The sequence below is a fragment of the Kitasatospora azatica KCTC 9699 genome, assembly GCF_000744785.1.
GTDB lineage: Bacteria > Actinomycetota > Actinomycetes > Streptomycetales > Streptomycetaceae > Kitasatospora > Kitasatospora azatica.
Map to the genome: position 1 here is coordinate 4,128,013 of NZ_JQMO01000003.1, position 23,870 is coordinate 4,151,882.

Sequence of the window (23,870 nt, forward strand, 5' to 3'; positions counted from 1 at the left end):
GGCGTCCGGCCGGCAACGCCGGACGCCGCAACCAGCTCATGTCAGGCCGGCCGGTTGGCCGCTCGGCCGAAGTGGCGGGCGAAGAACCGGACCGCGCTGTCGGCCTCGAACCGGGGCAGCTCCTTGTGCTTGCCGGAGTTCACGTGCAGCGACTTCTCCTTCGAGGCGAAGGCGTCGAACAGCGCGAGGCCCTCCTCGCGCGAGATGTGCTCGTCGTCCCACTGCAGGTCGAACTCGATCGGGATGGTGATCTGCTTCGCCTTCTCGGCCAGGGTGTCGGGCCAGTGCTGACCGAAGACCGCGGCGGTGATCCGGGGTTCGATCGCCACGAACGGCAGGCCGATCGCGGTGCCCATGTTGATGCCCCAGAAGCCGACCAGCCCGTCGGTGCCGATCTCCGGGAGTTCCTGGAGGGCGTCCAGGGTCGCCTGGTACTCGGGCACGGCGAGCTCGGCCAGGTGGTCGTTGTAGCGCACGACGATCGGGCCTTCCGGCTCGCCCGCCGCCCGCGCCCGGTACAGCTCGGCGATCTCCGCCTCGTCGTGCGCCGTACGCGGCCGGTCGCCGTGACCGGGCGCGTCGATGACGGCGACGTGGAAGCCGCAGCCGGTTACCAGGAGCTTGGCGCGGCCGGACATCGCCGGGTGCTTCTTGTGGTTGCCGCCGCCGTGGGCCATCAGGATCAGGGGAGCGCGATCGGCTGCATCGGAGGCCGGCGACCAGAGGACTCCGGGGACGTCGCCCACGGTGAAGTCGCGCTCGGTCACGCCGTTCGAGGACGACTCGGCGGTGAACTGAAGAGAGGACATAGGTGTTGCCTTTCGGGAGTGCCTGGTTGTCGAGGCGCTCCCGGCGAGACCTGCGTCAATCGCCCGACCGTGACGAGAGGGGGAGCACCCACGTGGATACAGCGTTCATGGGTCTCACCTCCTCGGACTGTGTCGCGGTCGACTGAAAGCTAGCAGCCCGATGATCATCCGTTCAACCGTTTTTCAGAGGGCTCCGAAGACGCCTGCCTTGACGCCGGTGACGAACGCGGCGAACGCGGTGACGGGGCAGTTCGGGGCCACCTCGAGGCAGTTGCCGCCGTTGTTGCTGGTGTTGCCGTTGAGATAATTCGGCCATGAACACGAGTACGAGGGTGGAATGGGCGCTGCGTTCCGCAGAGCCGGCCGACGTCGAGCCGATCGCGGAGCTGCGGGCTGTCGTGATGCGCCCGGACCTGGAGCGGTTGGGCCGCTACGACGAGCATCGGGTCCGGCAGCGGCTGCGGGATGCGTTCTCCGCGCAGTACACGTCGGTCATCGTGGCCGACGGCGCCTTCGCGGGCTGTGTCACCGTGCGCCCGGCCGAGGACGGGATGTGGCTGGAGCACTTCTACCTCGACCCGGAGCTGCAGGGCCGGGGGCTTGGATCGGCTGTCCTGCGAACACTGTTGAAGCAGATCGATTCCGACGGCGTGCCCGTGCGCCTCAACGTCCTGCAGGGCAGCGCCGCCCGGCGGCTGTACGAGCGCCACGGGTTCACCGTGGAGGACCAGGACCCGGTCGACGTCTACATGGTGCGACAGCCAGGTGCGTAGAACATGACGGGACCCCGCTCCGGCGGATCAGGGGCGGGGTCCCGGGAAGTGATGAGGAGTCAGGAGCCGCTGAAGTCGCCCGCCTTGACGCCGGCGATGAAGGCCGCGAAGGCGGTGGAGGTGAAGGCCAGTGCGGGGCCCTCGGGGTCCTTGGAGTCACGGACCGGCACGGTTGTGGGGAAGCTGGCGGAGACCTCGACGCACTGTCCCCCGTTCTCGCTGTAAGTGCTCTTGCGCCACTGGGCGCCGCTCAGTTCAACACTCACGTTCAAGTTCCTTCCGAGCCTCGCGAATCAGCCGCAGGGAAGCCATCTTCGGCAGCGACTCCACCTGCAACTGATCGTAGTCCCTGTCCCAGGCACTGACGGCGTCGCGGCTGCGCTCAAGGTAGCCGCGCTGCTGCGATTCGGTGTAAGCGACGACGCTGTGATCAGGGAGGGTCAGCAGCGTGATGGGGTGCGCGAACGGTCGGTGCTCCGCCAGGCTGAACTGTGCAATTTGGATGGTGATGTTGGGCTGAACTGCCAGATCCTCCAGGTGCAGGAGCTGGCGGACCATCACCTTCGCTCCACCGATGGGGCGAAGCAGACAGCCCTCATCGATGACCGCGTGCACTGTTGGCCTGACCTTCTGTGTCAGCATGCGCTGGCGATTCGCAAGGAAGGTCGCGCGCTCGTCTGCCTGATCCTGGGTGATGCTCCCTCGCATCACAGCTGCCGCAGCGAGCGCATCGGCGTAGGCGGGGATCTGCAACAGCCCTGGGATCACCACCAGTTCAAAGGTCTGTAGTTTTCGGCATCGCGCCTCGCAGTCAGCGAACTCCTCAAAGCCCTCAAGTAGCGCTGCGCGCGAGTACCTTCGCCACAGCTCGTAGAAGGTGCCGCCCGTCTCGAACACCTCGTCGGCTTTAACTGCGAAGTTTTTTGTTGGAGGACGCTTCCCTCGTTCGAGGTACGACACAAGCGTGTTCGAGTAGCCCATGCGCTCGGCGGTCGCAACCTGCGACCAGCCTTTCGCCCGCCGTGACCTGCGGAGTTCCGCGCCAAAACGGGCAAGTGGCGATGATGCTGGGTCAACTTCCTTGCCGTTCATGATCACTGGGACCTTTCACTTGCGAGAAGCGTCAACGTTCAACCCCTTCCGAGCGTAGGCCCTCCTGCCGATCCTTGGTAGTGGATCCACTACAGAGAGCAGCGCAATGAACCGTCCCGTGAGACGGCCGGGCTGGCCGCCGGCCGCATGGGCAGGGCCCTTGAACAGCTTGGGCTTTCGCCTCCTCCCACTTCCGGTGCGAACGAGGCCCTGCCCATTGCGCTGGCACAACTGTCCGCTATGCAAGGCAAATTGAGGTGTCATGAGGAGACGCAAGAGTGTCATGACGATCCGGGTCTACTACTTCACCCCGCATGGTCGGCAGCGCACCACCTCCCGCGTCACGGTCCGCATGGATGTGCCGTACCGGGGGCGGATCGGTGGGGAGTGGCCACCGTGTCAGTGTCCGCGCCACCGGGGCACGCGCAGCGGCAGCGCGATCGGGAGCGGGCGCTCATGAGTACAGCCATGCCGCGCCCGTCGATCCGTGCCCATGTGGTCGACAGCGCCAGCTGCGCGCTGGGGATCGTGCACTGCGCCGATCCTGACGTGCCGTGGCTGATCCTCAGGATGCCGGGTTCGGGTCACACCTGGTCGGTGCCGGTCACCGGGGTTCGGCCCGCCACCAGGGAGGAGTCCATCGACATCGCCAGGCTCGACGGCGACTCCTGGGCCATGTGACCGGACCGCGTGACGCGCGGCTGCGTGGTGCCAGGATTAGGCTGCGATGAGTGACGGACTGGGCGACGATCTCCTCGCTGGCGACTGCCGGGGCCACCCTGGTGCTGGCCGTGGCGACCTTCGCGTCCGTCCACTCGGCGAACCGGGCCGCCCGGAGCGCGGAGGGGGCCACCCGCATCGCGGAGCGGTCGCTGCTGTCGGCACAGCGCCCCCTGCTGGTGACCTCCCGAGCGCAGGACCCTGAGCAGCGGATCGAGTTCGCGGAAGGGAAGAGCCTGCTGCTCCCCGGTGGTGGGGCCGCAGTCGAGGTGACCGAGGGCATCCTGTACATGGCGCTCGCGGTCCGGAACGTCGGCACCGGGCTGGCGATACTCCACAGTTGGTACATGTCGGTGGGCGAGCGGATCGAGCGGACCCACCCTCCGCTGGAGGCGTTCACGGCCCATGTCAAGGACATCTTCGTGGCGCCGGGCGACCACGGATTCTGGCAGGGAGCCTTCCGGGATCCGACGGCCGAGCAGTACGCGGCGACGGCGGCTGCGATCAGCGCGGGCGACTCGCTCATGCTCGACGTGCTCTACAGCGACTACGAGGGCGGACAGCGGGTGATCAGCCAGTTCGTCCTGCGCCTCGAAGGCGGGGTCTGGCAGCCGTCGGTGGTCAGACATTTCAACGTGGACCGGCCCGATCCACGCTAGCCGGTGCCGCGGAGCGCGCAGGCCTAGACCGAAGCGGTGGGCCGGATCCCGTCGAGGATGGCGCGCGCGCCCAGGTCGACCAGTTCCTCGGCCAGGGCCGCGCCCAGCCGCTCCGGCTCGGCGGCCGGGCCGGACCGCCGGCCGGTTACCCGCTGTCGCCCGTCGAGGGACGTGACCTGGGCGAACAGCGCGAGTGACCCGTTCGGCAGGGTCTCGGCGTAGGCGCCCACGGGGACGCTGCAGCCGCCGTGCAGCTCGGCGAGCAGTGCACGCTCCGCCCGAACCTGGGCGTCGACGGCATGGTCTCCGACCGTGGACAGCACCTCGCGGATGGCCAGGTTGTCCGCGCGGACCTGAATCCCGAGCGCGCCCTGGCCGGGGCTGGGCGGGAACAGGTCGAGCGGCAGGATCTCGGTGATCTCGTCCTGGCGGCCGAGCCGGTGCAGGCCGGCGACGGCGAGGACGACGGCGTCCAGCCGCATCGTCCGGAGCTTCTGGAGCCGGGTGGGGACGTTGCCCCGGATCGGCACCACCTCGAGATCGGGTCTCGCGGCCAGCAGCTGGGCGACCCGGCGGGCTGCCCCCGTGCCCACCCGGGCGCCGTGTCGAAGCCCGGCCAGCGTCGACCCGCACAGCGCGTCCCGGACGTCCTCGCGGCCCGGCGGCGGCAGCAGGATCAGCCCGTCCGGGTTGGCGGTCGGCAGGTCCTTCAGGGAGTGCACGACGAGGTCGACCTCGCCCCGAGTCAGTGCCGCCTCCTGCTCGGACGAGAACGCGCTGCCACCGCTGACCGCGCTCACGCTGGACAGCGGCGACAGGCGGTCCCGGTCGCCGCCCTCCAGGATGACCCGGTGGGTGAAGGTCGTACCGGGGAAGCGCTCGCGCAGCGGGGCGAGGAACTCCCGAACCTGCGTCTTCGCCAGGGCGCTCGCGCGGGAGCCGACGAGGAAGGTAGCCACGGTGACCGACTCTCAGAGCTGACGGTAGCTGACGGTGGGTCAGCCCAGGGTACTCCCGAGCAGTGGCCGACCATTCCGACAAGTGGTCGGTATGCCCTGCCGGAAGTCGGCTCGCCGTCTCACTCGAACGCCCCGGTCGCGTTGCCGCGGGCGGGCTCGGACCGTCGCATGGGTATGGGCAGCGAGCCGTTCGGAGCTCGCCCGATACCGCTCGACCCCGACACAGCCCGGCAGGGCGAAGCAGGAGAGGCAGCCATGTACACGCGGACGATTTACGCGACCGGTGATCCGGCCAAGATGGACGGCGCCGTCGAGGCGCTCAGGACCGAGGGGCCGCGGTTGCTCAGTGGTCAGCCGGGCTTCCTCGGGCTCTCCGTCTTCGTCGACCGCGAGCTCGGGAAGCTGCTGGTGGGGTCGTGGTGGGAGACCGAGCAGGCCCGGCAGGCCAGTGACGATGCAATCCGAGAGGAGCGCGCGGCGCTGTTCAAGCCGTACGTGACCACCTTCGCCCTGGACAACTGGGAGGCGGCCGTCGCGGTGCGCCCGGCCACGTTGCCCCAGCCGGGCGCCGGCTTCCGGATGGGCCGGCTCGAGTTCGACCCCTCGGACGCCGACCTGCTGGTGGAGACCTTCCGCAGCACGGCGCTCCCCAGGTTCCAGGCGATCCCGGGGTTCCTCGGGTCCTCGCTCTTCATCGACCGGGCCAAGGGGCGGGCCACGGTGGGCGTGGTCTACACGGACCGGAACACCCTCGCGGCGTCCCGGGCCGCGCAGTCGCAGGCACGCGGCGAAGCGATCGCGAAGGCGCGTTTCACCCTGCGCAGCCTCGAGGAGTTCGACGTGGCGTTCATGACCTCGGGCTGACCTGATCAAGCAGCACAGCGCCGTCTCGCACCGGACCGGGACCGGGTCGAGTGCCGAGTGCGGGCTGGAACCGTGGCCGCCACGGCCGTGCAAGGTGACCCGCAACGTGTCCGAGGCGGCCAGCGCTGCTCCCGGACGGGTGGCCACCAGCCCGTTCGGCAGCAATGCGGTCTCAGCCCTGCCGTAGTGCGGGCATCGGCACCGGCACCGAATACGTGGTCGCACCCGCGCCGACCCCGCCCTCACAGGTGTTCGGCGGGTCGGTGGTGACGCCCCGGGTCGAGGGCTTCTCGGCGGCCCAGAACATGTAGCCGAGCAGCCCGGGCGTGCTCCCCGCCCCGGCCGGCGCGGCGGACTGCACCCAGCTGCCGGTCGAGTTCTGCAGCGAGCTCGAGAAGTTGGTGCACTCCGGTCGGACCGAGGACCCCTCGGCGATGTAGAGGCTGCCGGTGAACTTGGCGGGTGCCAGTGGCGGGATCGGCGGGCTGTAGTTGCTCTTGCCGGTCAGGTGTTCCTGCCAGTTGGACTCGGCGGTGCTGGTGCTGGGCTGCTTGCTGGGCACCATGGCGTTGGCGTAGTCGAGCACCGGCGCGGCGGTGGTCAGCCAGTTCGCGGTGGCGTACTGGTCGAGGCCGATCAGCCAGCGGTCCCCGGCGGCCACGTCGATGGTGAACCGCGCGGTCGGGTCGGCGCCGCTCGCGTCGTACGGGTGGGCGGCGCGGTAGGCGGTGACGAAGGACTGCAGGCCGGTAAGGTTGGGGCTGGAGCTGTTCTCGTAGTCGATTTCGACGCCCACCCCGAGCCTGGTCGCCAGCGCTGCGGCCCGCTGGCCGAGCAGGGTCGGGTTCTGGCCGAGCGCGGTGTCCCAGTCACCGGTGTAGGTGATGCCGCCGATCGAGAGCATCACCCGGATCCCGTGGCTGGTGAAGTAGTCGACCACGGTGGAGGTCATGCCGAGCGGCACGCCGTCGGCGTTCTGGCTGTCCGTCGTGCCGTTGAGCAGGCGCAGCGGGTTGACGAAGCTGAGCACGACCAGGTTGACGGAGGGTCGGCCGTCGCCGCGGTCGATCAGCCAGTGGTTGTCGTGGTCGAAGTCGGCCATGTCGCGCACGCTGCCCCACAGGCAGGCGTCGTTGCTGCAGTGCCAGGCGCCGTAGACCTGGATCGGTGTCACCGCGGCCGCGGCCGCGGCCGCGGCGGCGGACGGTGCGGCGGCGGTGCCGGTGAGTGCGGCGAGCAGCAGACCGGCTGTCGCGACGAAGGAGCTGAACGGGCGGAGTCGTGCGGGGGACGCATGCATGAACGCCTCCTGATCGGCAGCAGGGTCCCCGGGCACGCCACAGCGTGCGGCCCCGGCCTGTCGCTGTCAATGGTCCACACCACTCAAGGCGACACTCTGCCAAGCCGGTTGCAGCTCCGGCTACACCCTGCCCGTCGCCGGCAGGGCCGGATCGCCAGCACACTGGCCACGCCGCGCGCCCCCCAACTTCACGCCGTCGAAGGGACCTCGCCATGGCCCGTTCACCTCTCGCTCGCCACCTTCGCGAGCTGGCCACCGACCACGCCACCGCCGCCCGGCTGCGGATGCCCGCCGACGAGTACCGCGGCCTGCGCGACGAGGCGGTGGCCGAACCCGACGGCCCGTCACGTCGCGCGCTGCTCGGGCGGGCCGCCGCGCTCGGTCTGGCGGTGGCGGGTGTCGGTCTCGGCGGCGCCCGCTCGGCCCGGGCCGCGACCGGTGCGGTGACCGCGAAGGCTGTGACACCGAAGGGCGCCGGCCCGACCCCGCGGATCGCCATCATCGGCGCCGGCATCTCCGGCCTCAACGCCGCGCTCACCCTGGCCGACAAGGGCATCGCCTCGACCGTCTACGAGGCCAACCCGTCCCGGATCGGCGGCCGGATGTTCTCCGGCGGCGGTACCTGGCACCCGGGCCTGTGGGAGCAGGGCCAGGTCTCCGAGTACGGCGGCGAGCTGCTCGACACCGGCCACCACACGATGCTCCAGCTCTGTCAGCGCTTCGGCCTGTCCACCACCGCGGTTCGGCACGTCTACGGCTCCCAGGCCGACCAGACCCTCTGGTTCCAGGGCGGCTACTACCCGCGCTCCCAGGCGGACATCGACTTCAAGCCGGTCTGGCAGTCGATCAAGTCCGACATCCAGGCCGGCGGTTCCTCGCCCAGCTGGAACAACCACAACGCGGCCGCCGTCACGCTGGACAACCTGACCGTCCGGGACTGGATCAACTCCCGGGTCCCCGGCGGCTACGCGAGCAAGCTCGGGTCCTTCCTGGATGTCGCCTACAACGTCGAGTACGGCGCCGACACCACCGCGCAGTCCAGCTACGCGCTGCTCTGCCTGCTCAGTTGGCAGGCCAACCCGGGCAGTTTCAACATCTGGGGCGGCTCGGACGAGCGGTACCACATCACCGGCGGCAACGACCAGGTCCCGCACGCGATCGCCGCCGCGCTGCCGGCCGGCACCGTCCAGCAGGGGTGGACGCTCACCGCCGTCACCCGCAACGCCGACGGCACCCAGACCCTCGCCTTCGACCTGGACGGCGGCGGCACCCGCACCGTCACCGCCGACCACACCATCCTGGCGGTGCCGCTGCCGATCCTGCAGCAGCACATCGACTTCTCCGGCGCGAGCCTGGACACCATGATGCGCGGGGTCCTCACGAACATGACGATGGGCGCCTGCACCAAGCTCAACATGCAGTTCAGCGGCCGCCCGTGGACCGGCACCGGCCCCTGGCCGGGCAGTTCCAACGGCGAGTGCTTCAGCGACCAGAGCTTCCAGCAGGCCTGGGACGTCACCCGCGGCCAGGCCGGCAGCGACGGCATCCTGGTCCAGTACGGCGGCGGCACCCAGGCCCGCGGCCTGACCCCGCCGGCCCCCTTCACCGACGCGAGCACCCCCTACACGAGTGCGCTCGCGGGCCGCTACCTGACCCAGATCGACCAGCTCTGGCCCGGCACCAAGGCGCTGTGGAACGGTCGCGCCACGCTCTCCGCCTGGCACCTCAACCCGTACTCCTACGGCGCCTACTCCTACTGGCCGACCGGCTACCTCACCACCTACGCCGGCTACGAGGGCACCGCCCAGGGCAACCTGCACTTCGCGGGCGAGCACACCTCGTACGACTTCCAGGGCTACATGGAGGGCGGCGCCTCGCAGGGCGCCCGGGCCGCCCAGGAGGTGCTCACCGCGATCGGCGGATAGCGGCACGACGAGCTCAGCCGTCCTCGCGCCACCCCTCGTGCTCGGCCACCAGGGCGTCCACCGCCGCCACCAGCGGGGCTTCCCAGCCGGTGGCCGGCTCCTCCAGCACCACCAGCCACTGGGCGTCCTCGGCATCGTCCTCGCCGGCCAGCGCGTCCCGGACCAGCTCGAACGGTCCGAGCGCCGGCCACTGTGCCAGCAGCGTCTGCGCGACCTCCTCGGCGGTGTCGCGGTCGGCGAGGACGAGGAGCTGGCGGCCGGTGGGCAGGGCGGAATCACTCATCGGACCATTGTGTCGGTAGCCCGTGGGATGCTGGTACGCGATGGCCAGGAAGAGTGCACCCGACGACCTGCTCGCCCCGCTGACCCTCGCGGTCGGCCAGGAGGAGCTGCTGCTCGACCGTGCCGTCGCCCAGGTGGTGGCGGCAGCGAGGGCGGCCGACCCGGACACCGATGTGCGCGACCTGGCCCCGGGCGGCCTGCAGCCCGGCAGCCTGGCCGAGTTGACCACCCCCTCGCTCTTCGCCGAGCGCAAGGTGATCGTGGTCCGGGCGGCCCAGGACCTCGCGGCCGATTCGGTCAAGGAGCTCAAGGCCTACCTGGAGGCGCCGGCCGAGGAGGTGATCGTGGTCCTGGTGCACGCCGGGGGAGCCAAGGGCAAGGGCCTGCTGGACGCGGCCCGCAAGGCCGGGGCCCGCGAGGTGGCCTGCGCCAAGCTGACCAAGGCGGGCGAGCGGATCGCCTTCGTCCGTGGCGAGTTCAAGGCGCTCGGCCGCTCGGCCAGCCCGGAGGCCTGCCAGGCGCTGCTGGACGCGCTCGGCGGCGACCTGCGCGAGCTGGCCGCCGCCGCCAGCCAGCTCACCTCCGACGTCGATGGCACCATCGACGAGCGCGTGGTGGCCCGTTACTACAGCGGCCGCGCCGAGGCCACCGGCTTCGAGGTGGCCGACTTCGCGGTCACCGGGCGGGCGGCCGACGCGCTGGAGCGGCTGCGCTGGGCGCTCGCCGTCGGCCAGCCGCCGACCGGCATCACCTACGCGCTGGCCGCCGGAGTCCGCAGCATCGGCCGGCTGGCCACCGCCGACCGCTCGATGCGCCCCGCCGACCTGGCCCGCGAACTGGGCATGCCGCCGTGGAAGGTGGACCGGGTCCGTCAGCAGATGCGCGGCTGGACCGGCGACGGGGTGGCCGTCGCGCTGACCGCGATCGCCCAGGCCGACGCCGCCGTCAAGGGCGGCTCGGACGACGCCGCCTACGCGCTGGAGCGCGCCGTGGTCACGGTGGCCCGCGCCGCCCGGTCCGGCGCCCGGCCGTACTGACGATCCGTCAGCCCCGCCCGCCGAGCGCTCGCAGCAGGTCCCGGGTGTCGATCACCAGCGCCTGCCGGATCGCCTCCCGGTCCGGCGCGCTCCCGCTGCCCTCCTGGTACGAGCCCGACCAGTTCAGGTAGTAGCTGAGCGCCCCGTCCCGGACGTAGAGCGTCTGGGTCAGGTAGTGCCGCCCGTGGTCCGCCCCGCTCTGGTCGTCCTGGTAGGCGACGAAGGCCTGCTCGCCCAGCTGCGGCACCGTGCTGACCTGGAAGTTCCGCTGCTGGAAGCCGGCCAGCTGGGCCTCGAACTCGGGCACCGGGCTGACCGCGTGGTGCAGCTGCGCCTCCAGGTAGAGGGTCACGTAGCCGGAGCCGCCGCTCTGCTTGAGCGACTCGCTGCAGTACATGTCGTCCAGCGCCCGGTGCCTGGTGGTGTAGTGGTACGGCGTGCCGCTCGCCACCGGGTACAGCTGCCCGAACCGGCTCAACGGCGCCGTGGCGCACAGGTCCGCCACCACCCGGTAGCCGCCGGTGGGCAGCGGCGCGGAGGCGGTGCGGACCAGCGGCGGCACCGTCCACACCGCCACGGTCCAGATCACCGAGGCCAGCACCGCCCCGACGAACCCCCAGCGCGCCCGCCCCTGAAACGACATGTGCCCGAGAGTAGCCGGGCAGACGCCGGCAGGCGCCGGGCGGTCCCGCTGGGGGACTGCCCGGCGCCTGCCGGTCGAGCTGTGCACCGCACCCGCGTGGCGAACGCAGGCCGCGTGCGATGCGTGGTTCGTGCGTCCTCGGAGGTCCGGGTAGAGGGCCGGAGTCGCCCGAGGAGTACTGCTGTGCGACTACCGCGAGCGCGAGGCTCAGGCGGCGGTGGCAACCTGCTTGGTGATCGCCGACTTCTTGTTGGCGGCCTGGTTCTTGTGGATGACGCCCTTGCTGACGGCCTTGTCGAGGGCCTTGGAGGCCTCGCGGGCCAGCACGGTGGCCTTCTCGGTGTCACCGGCGGCAGCGGCCTCACGGGCCTTGCGCAGCGCGGTCTTCAGCGAGGACTTGACGGCCTTGTTGCGCAGGCGCGCCTTCTCGTTGGTCTTGTTGCGCTTGATCTGGGACTTGATGTTCGCCACGAAGGAGCCTCAGTCTTTGTCTGTAACGGGTGAGCCTGTTATGCGACCGTCGCGCCGGTCCAGCTGAGAGGGCATGCCGATGCGAGGTGCAGCGCCCCACGCTACCAGGGCCCGCCCGCGCCACCCAAACCGGCACAGTGCGTCGGGGGCGTGGGAAGATGGACCAGGCCCTGGTATGCGAGACCTGAGTACAAGGGCCCCTCGATCGGACGAGATCGGACCATCGGACGAGATCGGACCACTGGGTCCGGCCCCCGGACTTTACGGAGAATCGGACCAAGGTGCCCGCGACCCCTACGAACGTGCCAGAGCCCAGCCGTACCGACCCGGCGCTGATCCGCAACTTCTGCATCATCGCCCACATCGACCACGGCAAGTCGACCCTCGCCGACCGGATGCTGCAGATCACCGGCGTGGTCGACCCCCGGCAGATGCGTGCCCAGTACCTCGACCGGATGGACATCGAGCGCGAGCGCGGCATCACCATCAAGTCGCAGGCGGTCCGCCTCCCGTGGGCGCCGCGGACCGGTGACAACACCGGCACCACGCACATCCTGAACATGATCGACACGCCCGGCCACGTGGACTTCACCTACGAGGTGTCCCGCTCCCTGGCCGCCTGCGAGGGCACCATCCTGGTGGTGGACGCCGCGCAGGGCATCGAGGCGCAGACCCTGGCCAACCTCTACCTGGCCCTGGAGAACGACCTCACGATCATCCCGGTGCTGAACAAGATCGACCTGCCGGCCGCCCAGCCCGAGAAGTACGCGGCCGAGCTCGCGCACATCATCGGCTGCGAGCCGGAGGACGTGCTCAAGGTCAGTGCCAAGACCGGCCTCGGCGTCGACGACCTGCTCGACCACGTGGTCGCCAAGATCCCCGCCCCGGTCGGCGTCAAGGACGCCCCGGCCCGCGCGATGATCTTCGACTCGGTCTACGACTCCTACCGCGGCGTGGTCACCTACGTCCGTGTGGTGGACGGCCAGCTGACCAAGCGCGAGCGGATCGCGATGATGTCCACCGGCGCCACCCACGAGCTGCTGGAGATCGGCGTCATCTCGCCCGAGCCCAAGGTCGCCGAGGGCCTCGGCGTCGGCGAGGTGGGCTACATCATCACCGGTGTGAAGGACGTCCGGCAGTCCAAGGTCGGCGACACCATCACCTCGATGCACAAGGGTGCGACCGAGGCGCTGGGCGGCTACAAGGACCCGCGCCCGATGGTCTTCTCCGGCCTCTACCCGCTGGACGGCTCGGACTACCCGCTGCTGCGCGACGCGCTGGACAAGCTGCGGCTCAACGACGCCGCCCTGGTCTACGAGCCGGAGACCTCGGTCGCGCTCGGCTTCGGCTACCGCTGCGGCTTCCTCGGCCTGCTCCACCTGGAGATCATCCGGGAGCGGCTGGAGCGCGAGTTCAACCTCGACCTGATCTCCACCGCCCCGAACGTGATCTACCGGGTGGTCATGGAGGACGGCACCGAGCACACCGTCACCAACCCGAGCGAGTTCCCGACCGGCAAGATCGCCGAGGTCTACGAGCCCGTGGTGCGCGGCACCATCCTGGCCCCCAACGACTTCGTCGGCGCGATCATGGAGCTCTGCCAGGCCCGCCGCGGCAACCTGCAGGGCATGGACTACCTCTCCGAGGACCGGGTCGAGCTGCGCTACACGCTGCCGCTGGCCGAGATCGTCTTCGACTTCTTCGACCAGCTGAAGTCCAAGACCCGCGGCTACGGCTCCTTCGACTACGAGCCGGTCGGCGAGCAGAGCGCCCAGCTGGTCAAGGTCGACATCCTGCTGCACGGCGACGCGGTGGACGCCTTCTCCGCCATCGTGCACAAGGACAAGGCCTACAACTACGGCGTCATGATGGCCGGCAAGCTGCAGAAGCTGATCCCGCGTCAGCAGTTCGAGGTGCCGATCCAGGCGGCCATCGGCTCGCGGGTGATCGCCCGTGAGACGGTCCGCGCGATCCGCAAGGACGTCCTCGCCAAGTGCTACGGCGGCGACATCTCGCGAAAGCGCAAGCTGCTGGAGAAGCAGAAGGAGGGCAAGAAGCGGATGAAGATGGTCGGCCGGGTGGAGGTCCCGCAGGAGGCCTTCATCGCCGCGCTGTCGACCGACGCGGACGCCCCCAAGGACGCCAAGAAGTAGGCAAGGACGCCAAGAAGTAGGCGCGCATGACGAAGGCCGCCACCCGCGAGGGTGGCGGCCTTCGTCATGCGCGGCTCAGTCCTGCTCGGCCACCGCCTGGGCGAACTGCGCCTGGTAGAGGCGTGCGTAGGCGCCCTCGGCGGCGATCAGCTCGTCGTGCGAGCCCTGCTCCACGATCGCGCCGTTCTCCATCACCAGGATCACGTCCGCGTCCCGGATGGTGGAGAGCCGGTGGGCGATGACGAAGCTGGTCCGGCCGCTGCGCAGCCGGGCCATCGCGCGCTGGATCAGCACCTCGGTGCGGGTGTCCACCGAGCTGGTCGCCTCGTCCAGCACCAGGATGCTGGGCTGGGCCAGGAACGCCCGGGCGATGGTGATCAGCTGCTTCTCGCCGGCGCTGACCCCGGTGCCCTCGTCGTCGATCACCGTGTCGTAGCCCTCGGGCAGGGTGCGCACGAAGCGGTCCACGTGCGCCGCCTTCGCCGCCTCCACCACCTGCTCGCGGGTGGCGCCGGTGGCTCCGTAGGCGATGTTGTCCGCGATGCTGCCGCCGAACAGCCAGGTGTCCTGCAGCACCATGCCGATGCCCGAGCGCAGTTCCTCGCGCGACATCGCCGCGATGTCCACCCCGTCCAGGGTGATCCGGCCGCCGCTCACCTCGTAGAACCGCATCAGCAGGTTGACCAGGGTGGTCTTGCCGGCGCCGGTGGGGCCGACGATGGCGACCGTCTGGCCGGGCTCCACCTTCAGCGAGAGGTCCGAGATCAGCGGCTTCTCCGGCTCGTAGCGGAAGGCCACGTCCTCGAAGGAGACCAGCCCGCGCAGCTCGGCCGGGCGCTCGGGGTGCTGCGGCTCGGCGGACTGCTCCTCGGCGTCCAGCAGCTCGAAGACCCGCTCGGCCGAGGCCACCCCGGACTGCACCAGGTTGGCCATGCTGGCCACCTGGGTCAGCGGCTGGCTGAACTGGCGCGAGTACTGGATGAAGGCCTGCACGTCACCGATGGACAGCGCGCCGCTGGCCACCCGCAGACCGCCGACCACGGCGACCGCCACGTAGTTGAGGTTGCCGACGAACATCATCGCGGGCTGGATCAACCCGGAGATGAACTGCGCCTTGAAGCTGGAGGCGTAGAGCGCCTCGTTCTCCTTGCGGAAGACCTCGGCGGACTCCTGCTGCCGGCCGAAGACCTTGACCAGGGTGTGGCCGGTGTACATCTCCTCGATGTGCGCGTTGAGCTTGCCGGTGGTCCGCCACTGGGCGACGAACTGCGGCTGGGCCCGCTTGCCGACCCGGGCCGCCACCATCACCGAGATCGGCACCGAGACCAGCGCGATCAGGGCCAGCAGCCAGGAGATCCAGAACATCATGACCAGCACGCCGAGGATGGTGAGCAGCGAGTTCACCACCTGGCCCATGCTCTGCTGCATGGACTGGCCGATGTTGTCGATGTCGTTGGTGACCCGGCTCAGCACCTCGCCGCGCGGCTGCTTGTCGAAGTAGCTCAGCGGCAGCCGGGCCAGCTTGGCGTCCACGTCGGCGCGCAGCCGGTTGACGGTGCTGTTGATCGCGCGGGCGGCCAGGCGGCCCTGCACGATGCCGAACACGGCGGAGGCGAGGTAGATCGCCAACACCCAGAGCAGTCCGCGGCCGATGGCGTCGTAGTCCATGCCCTGGCCGGGCGTGAAGTGCAGCGCGCGCAGCAGTTCGGCCTGCTTGCCGCCGCCGCTGACGGCCTTGTCCAGTGCCTGCTGGGTGGGGAAGGCCAGGCCCAGTGCGCCCTTGAAGATCAGGTTGGTGGTGTTGCCGAGCAGCTTCGGCCCGGCCACCGCGCAACCCACGCTGAGCGCGCCGAGCAGCAGCATGCCGGTGAGCGTGGCCCGTTCGGGGCGCAGCAGGCCGAGCACCCGCTTGCCGCTGCCCTTGAAGTCCATCGACTTCTCGGCTCCCTGGCCGCCCATGAAGCGGCCCGGACCGGCCGGCCCGCGCCGGGCTGCGGCCTCCTGAGAGCCTGATTTCTCCGGGGCGGACTTCTGCGGGGTGGTCACGCCGCCTCCTGCTCGGTGAGCTGGGAGAGCACGATCTCCCGGTACGTCGGGTTGTCGGCCATCAGCTCGTGGTGGGTTCCGGTGCCGACCACGGCGCCCTCGTCCAGCACGATGATCCGGTCGGCGTCCCGGATGGTGCTCACCCGCTGGGCGACGATCAGCACGGTGGCCTCGGCGGTCTCCTGGCCGAGCGCGGCGCGCAGCTTGGCGTCGGTGGCGTAGTCCAGGGCCGAGAAGGAGTCGTCGAAGAGGTAGATCTCCGGCTTGCGGACCAGGGTGCGGGCGATCGCCAGGCGCTGGCGCTGGCCACCGGAGAAGTTGCTGCCGCCCTGGGCGACCTGGGCGTCCAGGCCGTCGTCCAGTTTCTCGACGAAGTCCCTGGCCTGCGCGGTCTCCAGGGCCGCCCAGAGTTCGGCCTCGGTGGCGTCCGGCCGGCCGTAGCGCAGGTTGCTGGCGATGGTGCCGGAGAAGAGGTACGGCCGCTGGGGCACCAGGCCGACGGTCTCGGCCAGCAGCACCGGGTCGATCTCGCGCACGTCCACGCCGTTGACCAGTACCTGGCCGTCGGTGGCGTCGAAGAGCCGGGGGATCAGGCCGAGCAGGGTGGTCTTGCCGCTGCCGGTGGAGCCGATCACGGCGGTGGTCTCGCCCGGACGGGCCGTCAGGTCGATCCCGCGCAGCACCGAGGCCTCGGCGCCGGGGTAGCGGAACTCCGCGCCGCGCAGCTCCAGGTGGCCGTGCGAGCGCAGCTCGGTGACCGGCGCGGTGGGCGGCACGACGCTGGAGTCGGTGTCGAGCACCTCCACGATGCGCTCGGCACAGACCTCGGCGCGCGGCACCATCATGAACATGAAGGTGGCCATCATGACGCTCATCAGGATCTGCATCAGGTAGGAGAGGAAGGCGGTCAGCGCGCCGATCTTCATCCCGCCGTCCGCGATCCGCTGGGCGCCGAACCAGAGCACGGCCACGCTGGAGACGTTCACCACGGCCATCACGGCCGGGAACATGAAGGCCATCAGCCGGGCGGTGCGCAGCGAGACCTCGGTGAGCTCGTCGTTGGCACCGCCGAACCGCTGCTTCTCGTGGCCGTCCTTGACGAAGGCGCGGATCACCCGGATACCGGTGATCTGCTCGCGCAGGATCCGGTTCACCGCGTCGATCCGGACCTGCATGCTGCGGAAGGCCGGGCGCAGCTTGCGGACCAGCAGCGCCACGATCCCGCCGAGCAGCGGGACCAGCAGGATCAGCAGGCTGGAGAGCGGCACATCCTGGTTGAGCGCCATGACGATGCCGCCCACGCACATGATCGGCGCCATGACCATCAGGGTGAAGGTCATCAGCACCAGCATCTGCACCTGCTGGACGTCATTGGTGGTGCGGGTGATCAGCGAGGGCGCGCCGAACTGGCCGAGCTCCCGGGCCGAGAACTTCTGCACCCGGTCGAAGACCGAGGCGCGGATGTCGCGGCCCATCGCCATGGCGGTGCGGGCGCCGAAGAAGGTTGCGCCGATCGAGCAGACGATCTGGGCGAAGGTGACGGCGATCATCACGCCGCCGATTTCGACGATGTAGCCGGTGTCGCCCTTGACCACGCCGCCGTCGATGATGTCGGCGTTCAGGGTGGGCAGGTAGAGAGCACCGATGGTCGCGATGAGCTGGAGTAGCACCAGCACGGAGATGGGTTTGCTGTAGGGCCGAAGATGGGCCTTGAGAAGTCGGATCAGCACTCGGACACTCTCGTTGTCGACGGGAGGATTCGCACCCTCATTTTCGTACTCCACCGGGTCCCCACACGGCCCTCTCGTGATCCGACCGCCGGAGTTGTACTCTCCTTTGCACTACACCAGGGGTGGGGTGCCAGACGCCCGTGCCCCCTTACATCAGCGCCTGCTTGGCCCTAGGCTGTCGGCAGCCTTGTTACCCGCGAGTTAACAAGCCCGTCGGGCGGTCCACCCCCCACCCCGCTCGGCGTCCACCCTCGGCCACCTGGTCCCCCGGAGGTCTCGTTGAGTTCAGCGCAGTCCGTCATCGGCTCCGACAAGATCACGGGGCGTCCGGCCTCAGTGGCGCACCTGTTCCTCAGCAGGGTAGAGGCCACACCCGACGCCGAGGCATACCGGTTCCCCGTTCCGGTCGACGAGCACGCGGCCGACGGCGCCCCGGGCGCAGAGCAGTGGCGCTCCCTCACCTGGGCGCAGACCGCGGTGCGGGTCAAGAACGTGGCAGCCGGCCTGATGGCGCTCGGCATCCGGTCCGAGGACCGGGTGGCGATCGCCTCCTCCACCCGGATCGAGTGGATCCTCGCCGACCTCGGCAACATGTGCGCCGGCGCGGCCACCACCACCGTCTACCCGAGCACCAACGCCGAGGAGACGGCCTTCATCCTGGCCAACTCCGGCAGCCGGGCGGTCTTCGCCGAGAACGCCGGCCAGCTCGCCAAGGTGGTCGCCCAGCGCGAGCAGCTGCCCGAGCTCACCCGGGTGATCCTCTTCGACGCCCCGGCCGACCCGCCCGCCGCCGACGGCCTGGAGCTGCTCACCCTGGCCGAGCTCGAGGAGCGCGGCGCCGCCTACCTCAAGGAGCAGCCGGAGGCCGTCGACCAGGCGGTGGCGGCCCTGGACCCCGAGCAGCTGGCCACCCTGATCTACACCTCCGGCACCACCGGCCGCCCCAAGGGCGTGCGCCTGGTGCACGACTGCTGGGCCTACGAGGGCGTGGCCCAGGCCGAGTGCGGCCTGCTCCGCCCGGACGACGTCCAGTTCATGTGGCTGCCGCTGTCCCACGTCTTCGGCAAGACGCTGATCTCCGGCCAGATCGCCACCGGCCACGTGATGGCGGTGGACGGCCGGGTGGACCGGATCATCCACAACCTGCCGGTGGTCAAGCCGACCATCATGGCCTCCGCGCCGCGGATCTTCGAGAAGGTCTACAACGGCATCGCGGGCAAGGCCAGAGCCGAGGGCGGCGCCAAGTACAAGATCTTCCTGTGGGCCGCCAAGGTGGCCCGGCAGTACGCGCGGGCCGCCCAGGAGAGCCGGGTGGCCACCGGCAAGGAGAGCGTGCCCTTCGTGCTCGGCCTGCAGCACTCCATCGCCGACAAGCTGGTGTACGCCAAGATCCGGGCGGCCTTCGGCGGCCGGATGCGCGGCTCGGTCTCCGGCAGCGCCGCGCTGGCCCCGGAGATCGGCTACTTCTTCCTGGGCGCCGGGGTGCCGGTCCTGGAGGGCTACGGCCTGACCGAGACCAGCGCCGGCTCCGCGGTGAACCCGACCGAGGACGTCCGGGTCGGCACCGTGGGCCTCCCGCTGCCGGGCACCGAGGCGCGGATCGCCGAGGACGGCGAGATCCTGCTGCGCGGCCCGGGCGTGATGCGCGGCTACCACGAGCTGCCCGAGCAGACCGAGGAGGTGCTGGAGCCGGACGGCTGGTTCCACACCGGCGACATCGGCGAGCTCGACAAGGACGGCTACCTGCGGATCACCGACCGCAAGAAGGACATGTTCAAGACCTCGGGCGGCAAGTACGTCGCGCCCAGCGAGGTGGAGGGCAAGTTCAAGGCGATCTGCCCGTTCGTCAGCAACATCCTGGTGATCGGCAACGGCCGCAACTACTGCACCGCGCTGATCTCGCTGGACGAGACGGTGATCATGCCCTGGGCGGCCGACCGCGGCCTGAGCGGCAAGAGCTACGCCGAGGTGGTCACCTCGCCCGAGGTGCGGACCCTGATCAACGGCTTCGTGCAGCGCCTCAACGGCGAGCTGCAGCGGTGGCAGACGATCAAGAAGTTCACCGTGCTGCCGCGCGACCTGGACATCGAGCACGGCGAGCTGACCCCGAGCCTGAAGATCAAGCGCCCGGTGGTCGAGCAGACCTACGCCGACGCGGTCCAGGAGATGTACGCGGGGGCCAACGAGGCCTGAGTCACATCGGTCCGGTCCTCGTCCGGTACGGCTGCGGGTTTACCGCGGCCGTACCGGACAATGGACCCCATGCCCTCCGCACTCCCCGACGGCGAACCCGTGCCGTCCGACGGTTCGCTGCCCGCCCACGCCCTCGAGGGGCTGGGCGACCGACCGTTCGGCTTCTACCTGCACGTGCCGTACTGCGCCAGCCGCTGCGGCTACTGCGACTTCAACACCTACACCGCCACCGAGCTGCGCAGCTCCGGCGCGGTGGCCTCGCAGGAGACCTACGCCGCCAACCTGGTCGGCGAGATCCGGCTGGCCCGCAAGGTGCTGGGCTCCGTCGACCTGCCGGTGCGGACCGTCTTCCTCGGCGGCGGCACGCCAACCCTGCTGCCGGCCCGCGACCTGGTCGCCATGCTGGCGGCGATCCGCGAGGAGTTCGGCCTGGCCGCCGACGCCGAGGTGACCACCGAGGCCAACCCCGAGTCGGTCACCCCCGCCTACCTCGCCGAGCTGCGCGCGGGCGGCTTCAACCGGATCTCCTTCGGCATGCAGAGCGCCCGCCCGCACGTGCTCAAGGTGCTGGACCGCCACCACACCCCCGGCCGCCCGGAGGCCTGCGTCTCGGAAGCCCGCGCGGCCGGCTTCGAGCACGTCAACCTGGACCTGATCTACGGCACCCCGGGGGAGAGCGACGAGGACTGGCGGGCCTCACTGGACGCCGCGATCGGCGCCGGCCCCGACCACGTCTCCGCCTACTCGCTGATCGTCGAGGAGGGCACCCGGCTGGCCGGCCGGATCAAGCGCGGCGAGCTGCCGATGGTGGACGACGACGTGCACGCCGACCGCTACCTGATCGCCGAGCAAGCGCTCAGTCAGGCCGGCTACTCCTGGTACGAGGTCTCCAACTGGGCCACCACCGAGGCCGGCCGCTGCAAGCACAACGAGCTCTACTGGACCGGCGCCGACTGGTGGGGCGCCGGCCCCGGCGCACACAGCCACGTCGGCGGCGTCCGCTGGTGGAACGCCAAGCACCCGGCCGCCTACGCCCAGGCCCTCGCCGAGGGCCGCACCCCCGCCCAGGGCCGCGAGCTGCTCGCCGCCGAGGACCGCCGGGTCGAGCGCATCCTGCTGGAACTGCGCCTGGTCGACGGCTGCCCGCTGGACCTGCTGACGCCCACCGGCCGGCGCGCCGCCGAGCAGGCCCTCGCCGACGGCCTGCTGGCCGCCGAACCCTTCGCCGAGGGCCGCGCCGCGCTGACCCTGCGGGGGCGGCTGCTGGCGGACGCGGTGGTGCGTGACCTGGTGGACTGATCGATCCGGTCGGCTGACCCACCGTCAGTCGCCGGGGGATGAAACGCTTTCGGGGCGATCGGCCAAGTATGGGTGAGGGGACCGCGGAGGGTCCCACCGATCAGGAGCGAGGCCCCAGTGCGCAGCCGTCATCGTGACACCTCGTGGGCGGGCGGCGGGTCAGCCGCCCCGCCCACGCCACCGCCCGACCTCACCGACCTCACCGCCCCGGAGGCCTTCACGGCCTTCTATCGCGAGCATGTCGACGCCATCCTCGGCTTCGTCACCCGCCGGGTGACCGATCCGCACCTGGCCGCGGACCTGACGGCGGACATCTTCGTCGCCGCGTTGGAGGCGGCCGGCGGGTTCCGGCCCGAGAAGGGCAAACCGGTCGCCTGGCTCTACGGCATCGCCCGCAACGTGATCAACGCCCACGCCCGCGGCATCGCTCGCGAGCGCGGCGCCCTGGGCCGGCTCAGCGGGCGCCGGCTGCTCGGCGAGGAGGACATCCTCGCGCTTGAGGAGCGGATCGACGCCCAGCGCGCGGCCCGCCTGCTGATGGCCCGTCATGCCGCCCTCTCCGAGCCGCTGCGGGCGGTCCTCGACCTCGTCGCGATCGACGGCCTCTCCCCGGCCGAGGCGGCCGAGGCGCTCGGCATCGGCCAGGCCACCGTGCGGGTCCGCCTGCACCGGGCCCGCCGCCTGCTGCGCGCCGAGCAACCGCCCGCCACCGCCACCGCCGCCGCGCACCGCCGCGCCTACCCCACCCCAAGCAGCTCGGACTCCCTCCTGGAGGTCGCCCCGTGAACGCCACCGACGACAGGCCGCACACCCCCACCACCAGCGCCTTCGAGCGGCGCCTCGCCGAGGAGCTCGCCACCCTCGCCGCCGCTACCAGCACCCGGCACGACGCCTTCCCCGCCCGCCGCCGCGCGCTGATCAGCTGGGATGCCGCCTTCCGACACCGCCGCTTGCCGCTGGCCGTCGCGGGCGTCGCCGCCGCGACGGTGGCTGCGGTCGCCCTGCCGAGCATGCTGAGTGCCCAGGACGGCGGCTCGGCGGCGTACGCGGTCAACCGCTCCTCCGACGGCACGATGCTCCTGGAGCTCTGGCAGCCGGGCAGCCTCCAGCTCATGGTCGACCAGCTGCGAAAGGAGGGTGTCAACGCGGTCGGCCTGCAGGAGTCCCAGGCCGAGGCCCAGTCCTGCCAGAGCCGGATCCCCGCCGGGCCGTCCGCCACCGTCACCGACCACGAGCCGGGGGACGCGCCCGGTGCCGTACGGATCGATCCGGCGAAGATCCCGCCGGGCTCGACCCTGCTGCTGTTCAGCCAGACCCTCTACGACAACGGCAAACTGCTCGGCGCCTTCTTCTCCACCCGGGTTGTGGAGACCGTGCCCGCCTGCTTCAGCCTCACGGACACCGGCACGGTCATGGGCCGGCAGACCGACCTGCCGACTGCTGTCCCCACCACCCCCACCCCTGTCAGCTCCCTGGCTGGGTGACGAAGTCGATCAGCTCCTCCACCCGCCCCAGCAGGGCCGGCTCCAGGTCCTTGTAGGAGTTCACCGAGGCGAGGATCCGCTTCCAGGCGGCCGGGGTGTCCACCGGCCAGCCGAGGCGGCGGCAGATCCCCTGCTTCCAGTCCTCGCCGAAGGGGACGTCGGGCCAGCCGGGGACGCCCACGCTGCTGGGCTTGACGGCCTGCCAGATGTCGATGAAGGGGTGGCCGACCACGAGGACCGAGGAACCCGTCACCTGAGCCGCGATCCGGTGCTCCTTGGTGCCCGGGAGCAGGTGGTCGACCAGGACGCCGAGTCGGCGGCCCTCGCCGGGGGCGAAGTCGGCGACGATCGCGGGCAGGTCGTCGATGCCCTCGAGGTACTCGACCACCACGCCCTCGATCCGCAGGTCGTCGCCCCAGACCCGCTCGACCAGTTCGGCGTCGTGCCGGCCCTCGACGTAGATCCGGGACTCGCGGGCCACCCGGGCCCGGGCGCCGGGGACCGCCACCGAGCCGGAGGCGGTGCGACCCGGGCCCTTGGCCGGGGCCGGGCCGGTGGGCCGCACCAGGGTGACCACCTTGCCGTCCAGCAGGAAACCGCGCGGCGCCAGCGGGAAGACCCGGTGCTTGCCGAACCGGTCCTCCAGGGTGACGGTCAGGCCCTCGGCCGTCTTCTCGCAGCGCACCACCGCGCCGCAGAAGCCGGTCGCGGCCTCCTCGACCACCAGGTCCCGCTCGGCGGCCACCTCCGGTGCCGGCTGCTGACGCTTCCAGGGCGGGGTGAGGTCCGGCCCGTACTGAGTGCTGCGCATGACGGAACTATAGAAAGCCCCGACGCGCCGTCAGAGCCCCGGCGCACCCCAGACCGGGAACCAGCGGCTGAGGTCCGACTCCACCCGCAGGTCGTTGCCGAGCATCGCCTTCACCTGCAGCTCGAGCGGGCTGTTGCGGCGCTCGCCGCCACCCGGCATCGGCGCGAACGGGTAGAAGGTGCCGCGCTTGTAGAGGTAGACCAGGGCCAGCGACTGGCCCTCCCGGTTCTTGAAGGCGACGAGGGAGCAGAGCAGCTGCGGGCCGAAGCCGTTGGCCTCCAGCTCGCTGTTGACCGCGTGCAGGTCGTTGACCAGCTCCGGCAACTCCTCGGGGGTGTGCCGGGCCAGCAGCCAGGAGTAGCCGTACCCGTCCCGGCTGGCCTCCACCGGCACGCCGCCATTGGGCGTGTCGGCGTCCAGCAGCGCCCGGACCTGTCCCTCCACCTCGCCGAAGGCACCGCCCTCGACGGCGGCGAAGCAGACCGAACCCAGACCGGTCGGGGTGAAGCCGGCCGCGGCCTCCAGGGTCAGGGCGGCCGAGGGCACGCCGAAGAGCTGGTCGAGGTCCGGCTTGACCGGCTTGCTGCGGCCCAGCAGCGCGTCCAGGAATCCCACAGGAG

The 23,870-nt window shown here is 70.6% G+C and carries 23 protein-coding genes; 11 read left to right on the forward strand and 12 right to left on the reverse strand.

Annotation, left to right across the window (positions count from 1 at the left end):
- Positions 1 to 41 precede the first annotated feature (41 nt).
- On the reverse strand, positions 42 to 809 hold the full coding sequence (locus BR98_RS28990) for an alpha/beta hydrolase family protein (protein WP_035849261.1): 768 nt from the start codon (positions 807 to 809) through the stop codon (positions 42 to 44).
- A gap of 314 nt (positions 810 to 1,123) precedes the next feature.
- On the opposite strand from BR98_RS28990, the gene BR98_RS28995 reads away from it, so the two are divergent.
- A complete protein-coding gene (locus BR98_RS28995) occupies positions 1,124 to 1,582 on the forward strand; it encodes a GNAT family N-acetyltransferase (RefSeq protein ID WP_035849264.1) in 459 nt (152 codons plus the stop codon).
- A 59-nt stretch (positions 1,583 to 1,641) separates the two neighbouring features.
- On the opposite strand, the gene BR98_RS29000 is transcribed toward BR98_RS28995, so the two are convergent.
- Both BR98_RS29000 and BR98_RS29005 read right to left on the reverse strand, forming a co-directional pair.
- On the reverse strand, positions 1,642 to 1,848 hold the full coding sequence (locus BR98_RS29000) for a DUF397 domain-containing protein (protein WP_051970316.1): 207 nt from the start codon (positions 1,846 to 1,848) through the stop codon (positions 1,642 to 1,644).
- Positions 1,838 to 2,674: a helix-turn-helix domain-containing protein gene (locus tag BR98_RS29005; protein ID WP_157537970.1), complete on the reverse strand. Its 837-nt coding sequence runs from the start codon at positions 2,672 to 2,674 to the stop codon at positions 1,838 to 1,840. The genes BR98_RS29000 and BR98_RS29005 overlap by 11 nt, the downstream gene beginning before the upstream one ends.
- 456 nt (positions 2,675 to 3,130) lie before the next feature.
- Here BR98_RS29005 and BR98_RS29010 point away from each other — a divergent pair, with 456 nt between their 5' ends.
- Both BR98_RS29010 and BR98_RS29015 read left to right on the forward strand, forming a co-directional pair.
- Complete coding sequence (locus BR98_RS29010; RefSeq protein ID WP_157537971.1) at positions 3,131 to 3,355, forward strand: hypothetical protein; 225 nt, start codon at positions 3,131 to 3,133, stop codon at positions 3,353 to 3,355.
- Positions 3,356 to 3,405: 50 nt separating this feature from the next.
- Positions 3,406 to 4,053, forward strand: a complete 648-nt coding sequence (locus BR98_RS29015) for a hypothetical protein (RefSeq protein WP_035849269.1) — start codon at positions 3,406 to 3,408, stop codon at positions 4,051 to 4,053.
- Positions 4,054 to 4,076: 23 nt separating this feature from the next.
- Here BR98_RS29015 and hemC read toward each other — a convergent pair whose 3' ends face one another.
- Positions 4,077 to 5,012 carry a hydroxymethylbilane synthase gene (gene hemC / locus BR98_RS29020; protein ID WP_035849271.1) on the reverse strand — a complete coding sequence of 312 codons (936 nt, stop codon included), beginning with the start codon at positions 5,010 to 5,012 and terminating at the stop codon, positions 4,077 to 4,079.
- Positions 5,013 to 5,267: 255 nt separating this feature from the next.
- Between hemC and BR98_RS29025 the strand changes: the two genes are divergently transcribed.
- Positions 5,268 to 5,876, forward strand: coding sequence for an antibiotic biosynthesis monooxygenase (locus tag BR98_RS29025; RefSeq protein WP_035849274.1), 609 nt, complete (start codon positions 5,268 to 5,270; stop codon positions 5,874 to 5,876).
- A 172-nt stretch (positions 5,877 to 6,048) separates the two neighbouring features.
- Here BR98_RS29025 and BR98_RS29030 read toward each other — a convergent pair whose 3' ends face one another.
- The gene (locus BR98_RS29030) at positions 6,049 to 7,176 is read right to left on the reverse strand and encodes a glycoside hydrolase family 18 protein (protein ID WP_051970321.1); all 1,128 of its coding nucleotides are present in this window, start codon (positions 7,174 to 7,176) and stop codon (positions 6,049 to 6,051) included.
- 212 nt (positions 7,177 to 7,388) lie between these two features.
- Between BR98_RS29030 and BR98_RS29035 the strand changes: the two genes are divergently transcribed.
- Positions 7,389 to 9,101 carry a flavin monoamine oxidase family protein gene (locus BR98_RS29035; protein WP_035849277.1) on the forward strand — a complete coding sequence of 571 codons (1,713 nt, stop codon included), beginning with the start codon at positions 7,389 to 7,391 and terminating at the stop codon, positions 9,099 to 9,101.
- Positions 9,102 to 9,114: 13 nt separating this feature from the next.
- Here the strand turns inward: BR98_RS29035 and BR98_RS29040 are convergent, their stop codons facing one another.
- Positions 9,115 to 9,384 (reverse strand): hypothetical protein, encoded by a 270-nt coding sequence (locus BR98_RS29040; RefSeq protein ID WP_035849279.1) that lies wholly within the window; start codon positions 9,382 to 9,384, stop codon positions 9,115 to 9,117.
- Between the two features lie 40 nt (positions 9,385 to 9,424).
- Between BR98_RS29040 and holA the strand changes: the two genes are divergently transcribed.
- Positions 9,425 to 10,420, forward strand: coding sequence for a DNA polymerase III subunit delta (gene holA, locus BR98_RS29045; RefSeq protein ID WP_035849282.1), 996 nt, complete (start codon positions 9,425 to 9,427; stop codon positions 10,418 to 10,420).
- A gap of 7 nt (positions 10,421 to 10,427) precedes the next feature.
- Here holA and BR98_RS29050 read toward each other — a convergent pair whose 3' ends face one another.
- Together BR98_RS29050 and rpsT are read right to left on the reverse strand one after the other, a co-directional pair.
- Positions 10,428 to 11,063, reverse strand: coding sequence for a hypothetical protein (locus BR98_RS29050; RefSeq protein ID WP_157537972.1), 636 nt, complete (start codon positions 11,061 to 11,063; stop codon positions 10,428 to 10,430).
- Positions 11,064 to 11,270: 207 nt separating this feature from the next.
- Positions 11,271 to 11,534 (reverse strand): 30S ribosomal protein S20, encoded by a 264-nt coding sequence (gene rpsT / locus BR98_RS29055; RefSeq protein ID WP_035849287.1) that lies wholly within the window; start codon positions 11,532 to 11,534, stop codon positions 11,271 to 11,273.
- A 281-nt stretch (positions 11,535 to 11,815) separates the two neighbouring features.
- Between rpsT and lepA the strand changes: the two genes are divergently transcribed.
- Positions 11,816 to 13,687: a translation elongation factor 4 gene (lepA, locus tag BR98_RS29060; RefSeq protein ID WP_083977098.1), complete on the forward strand. Its 1,872-nt coding sequence runs from the start codon at positions 11,816 to 11,818 to the stop codon at positions 13,685 to 13,687.
- Positions 13,688 to 13,762: 75 nt separating this feature from the next.
- Here lepA and BR98_RS29065 read toward each other — a convergent pair whose 3' ends face one another.
- Together BR98_RS29065 and BR98_RS29070 are read right to left on the reverse strand one after the other, a co-directional pair.
- Positions 13,763 to 15,733, reverse strand: a complete 1,971-nt coding sequence (locus BR98_RS29065) for an ABC transporter ATP-binding protein (RefSeq protein ID WP_035849293.1) — start codon at positions 15,731 to 15,733, stop codon at positions 13,763 to 13,765.
- Positions 15,730 to 17,463 (reverse strand): ABC transporter ATP-binding protein, encoded by a 1,734-nt coding sequence (locus BR98_RS29070; RefSeq protein ID WP_035849296.1) that lies wholly within the window; start codon positions 17,461 to 17,463, stop codon positions 15,730 to 15,732. The genes BR98_RS29065 and BR98_RS29070 overlap by 4 nt, the downstream gene beginning before the upstream one ends.
- A 279-nt stretch (positions 17,464 to 17,742) precedes the next feature.
- On the opposite strand from BR98_RS29070, the gene BR98_RS29075 reads away from it, so the two are divergent.
- From BR98_RS29075 to BR98_RS29090, 4 genes are all read left to right on the forward strand, one after another.
- A complete protein-coding gene (locus tag BR98_RS29075) occupies positions 17,743 to 19,656 on the forward strand; it encodes an AMP-dependent synthetase/ligase (protein ID WP_035849299.1) in 1,914 nt (637 codons plus the stop codon).
- Between the two features lie 69 nt (positions 19,657 to 19,725).
- Entirely contained in the window at positions 19,726 to 20,955 is a 1,230-nt protein-coding gene (hemW, locus tag BR98_RS29080) for a radical SAM family heme chaperone HemW (RefSeq protein WP_035849301.1), read from the forward strand.
- A 117-nt stretch (positions 20,956 to 21,072) separates the two neighbouring features.
- The gene (locus BR98_RS29085) at positions 21,073 to 21,741 is read left to right on the forward strand and encodes an RNA polymerase sigma factor (protein WP_083977100.1); all 669 of its coding nucleotides are present in this window, start codon (positions 21,073 to 21,075) and stop codon (positions 21,739 to 21,741) included.
- Positions 21,738 to 22,439 (forward strand): hypothetical protein, encoded by a 702-nt coding sequence (locus BR98_RS29090; protein WP_035849304.1) that lies wholly within the window; start codon positions 21,738 to 21,740, stop codon positions 22,437 to 22,439. The genes BR98_RS29085 and BR98_RS29090 overlap by 4 nt, the downstream gene beginning before the upstream one ends.
- Here BR98_RS29090 and BR98_RS29095 read toward each other — a convergent pair.
- Together BR98_RS29095 and pspAB are read right to left on the reverse strand one after the other, a co-directional pair.
- A complete protein-coding gene (locus BR98_RS29095; RefSeq protein ID WP_035849306.1) occupies positions 22,420 to 23,250 on the reverse strand; it encodes a DUF3097 domain-containing protein in 831 nt (276 codons plus the stop codon). The genes BR98_RS29090 and BR98_RS29095 overlap by 20 nt on opposite strands.
- Positions 23,251 to 23,280: 30 nt before the next feature.
- Positions 23,281 to 23,865: a PspA-associated protein PspAB gene (gene pspAB, locus BR98_RS29100; RefSeq protein ID WP_035849308.1), complete on the reverse strand. Its 585-nt coding sequence runs from the start codon at positions 23,863 to 23,865 to the stop codon at positions 23,281 to 23,283.
- Positions 23,866 to 23,870 lie beyond the last annotated feature (5 nt).

Bases quoted from the DNA above. Each gene is read 5' to 3' on its own strand.
- BR98_RS28990 (WP_035849261.1), bottom strand. From the start codon at position 809: ATGTCCTCTCTTCAGTTCACCGCCGAGTCGTCCTCGAACGGCGTGACC.
- BR98_RS28995 (WP_035849264.1), top strand. From the start codon at position 1,124: ATGAACACGAGTACGAGGGTGGAATGGGCGCTGCGTTCCGCAGAGCCG.
- BR98_RS29005 (WP_157537970.1), bottom strand. From the start codon at position 2,674: ATGAACGGCAAGGAAGTTGACCCAGCATCATCGCCACTTGCCCGTTTT.
- BR98_RS29010 (WP_157537971.1), top strand. From the start codon at position 3,131: ATGAGTACAGCCATGCCGCGCCCGTCGATCCGTGCCCATGTGGTCGAC.
- BR98_RS29025 (WP_035849274.1), top strand. From the start codon at position 5,268: ATGTACACGCGGACGATTTACGCGACCGGTGATCCGGCCAAGATGGAC.
- BR98_RS29030 (WP_051970321.1), bottom strand. From the start codon at position 7,176: ATGCATGCGTCCCCCGCACGACTCCGCCCGTTCAGCTCCTTCGTCGCG.
- BR98_RS29035 (WP_035849277.1), top strand. From the start codon at position 7,389: ATGGCCCGTTCACCTCTCGCTCGCCACCTTCGCGAGCTGGCCACCGAC.
- BR98_RS29040 (WP_035849279.1), bottom strand. From the start codon at position 9,384: ATGAGTGATTCCGCCCTGCCCACCGGCCGCCAGCTCCTCGTCCTCGCC.
- holA (WP_035849282.1), top strand. From the start codon at position 9,425: ATGGCCAGGAAGAGTGCACCCGACGACCTGCTCGCCCCGCTGACCCTC.
- BR98_RS29050 (WP_157537972.1), bottom strand. From the start codon at position 11,063: ATGTCGTTTCAGGGGCGGGCGCGCTGGGGGTTCGTCGGGGCGGTGCTG.
- hemW (WP_035849301.1), top strand. From the start codon at position 19,726: ATGCCCTCCGCACTCCCCGACGGCGAACCCGTGCCGTCCGACGGTTCG.
- BR98_RS29095 (WP_035849306.1), bottom strand. From the start codon at position 23,250: ATGCGCAGCACTCAGTACGGGCCGGACCTCACCCCGCCCTGGAAGCGT.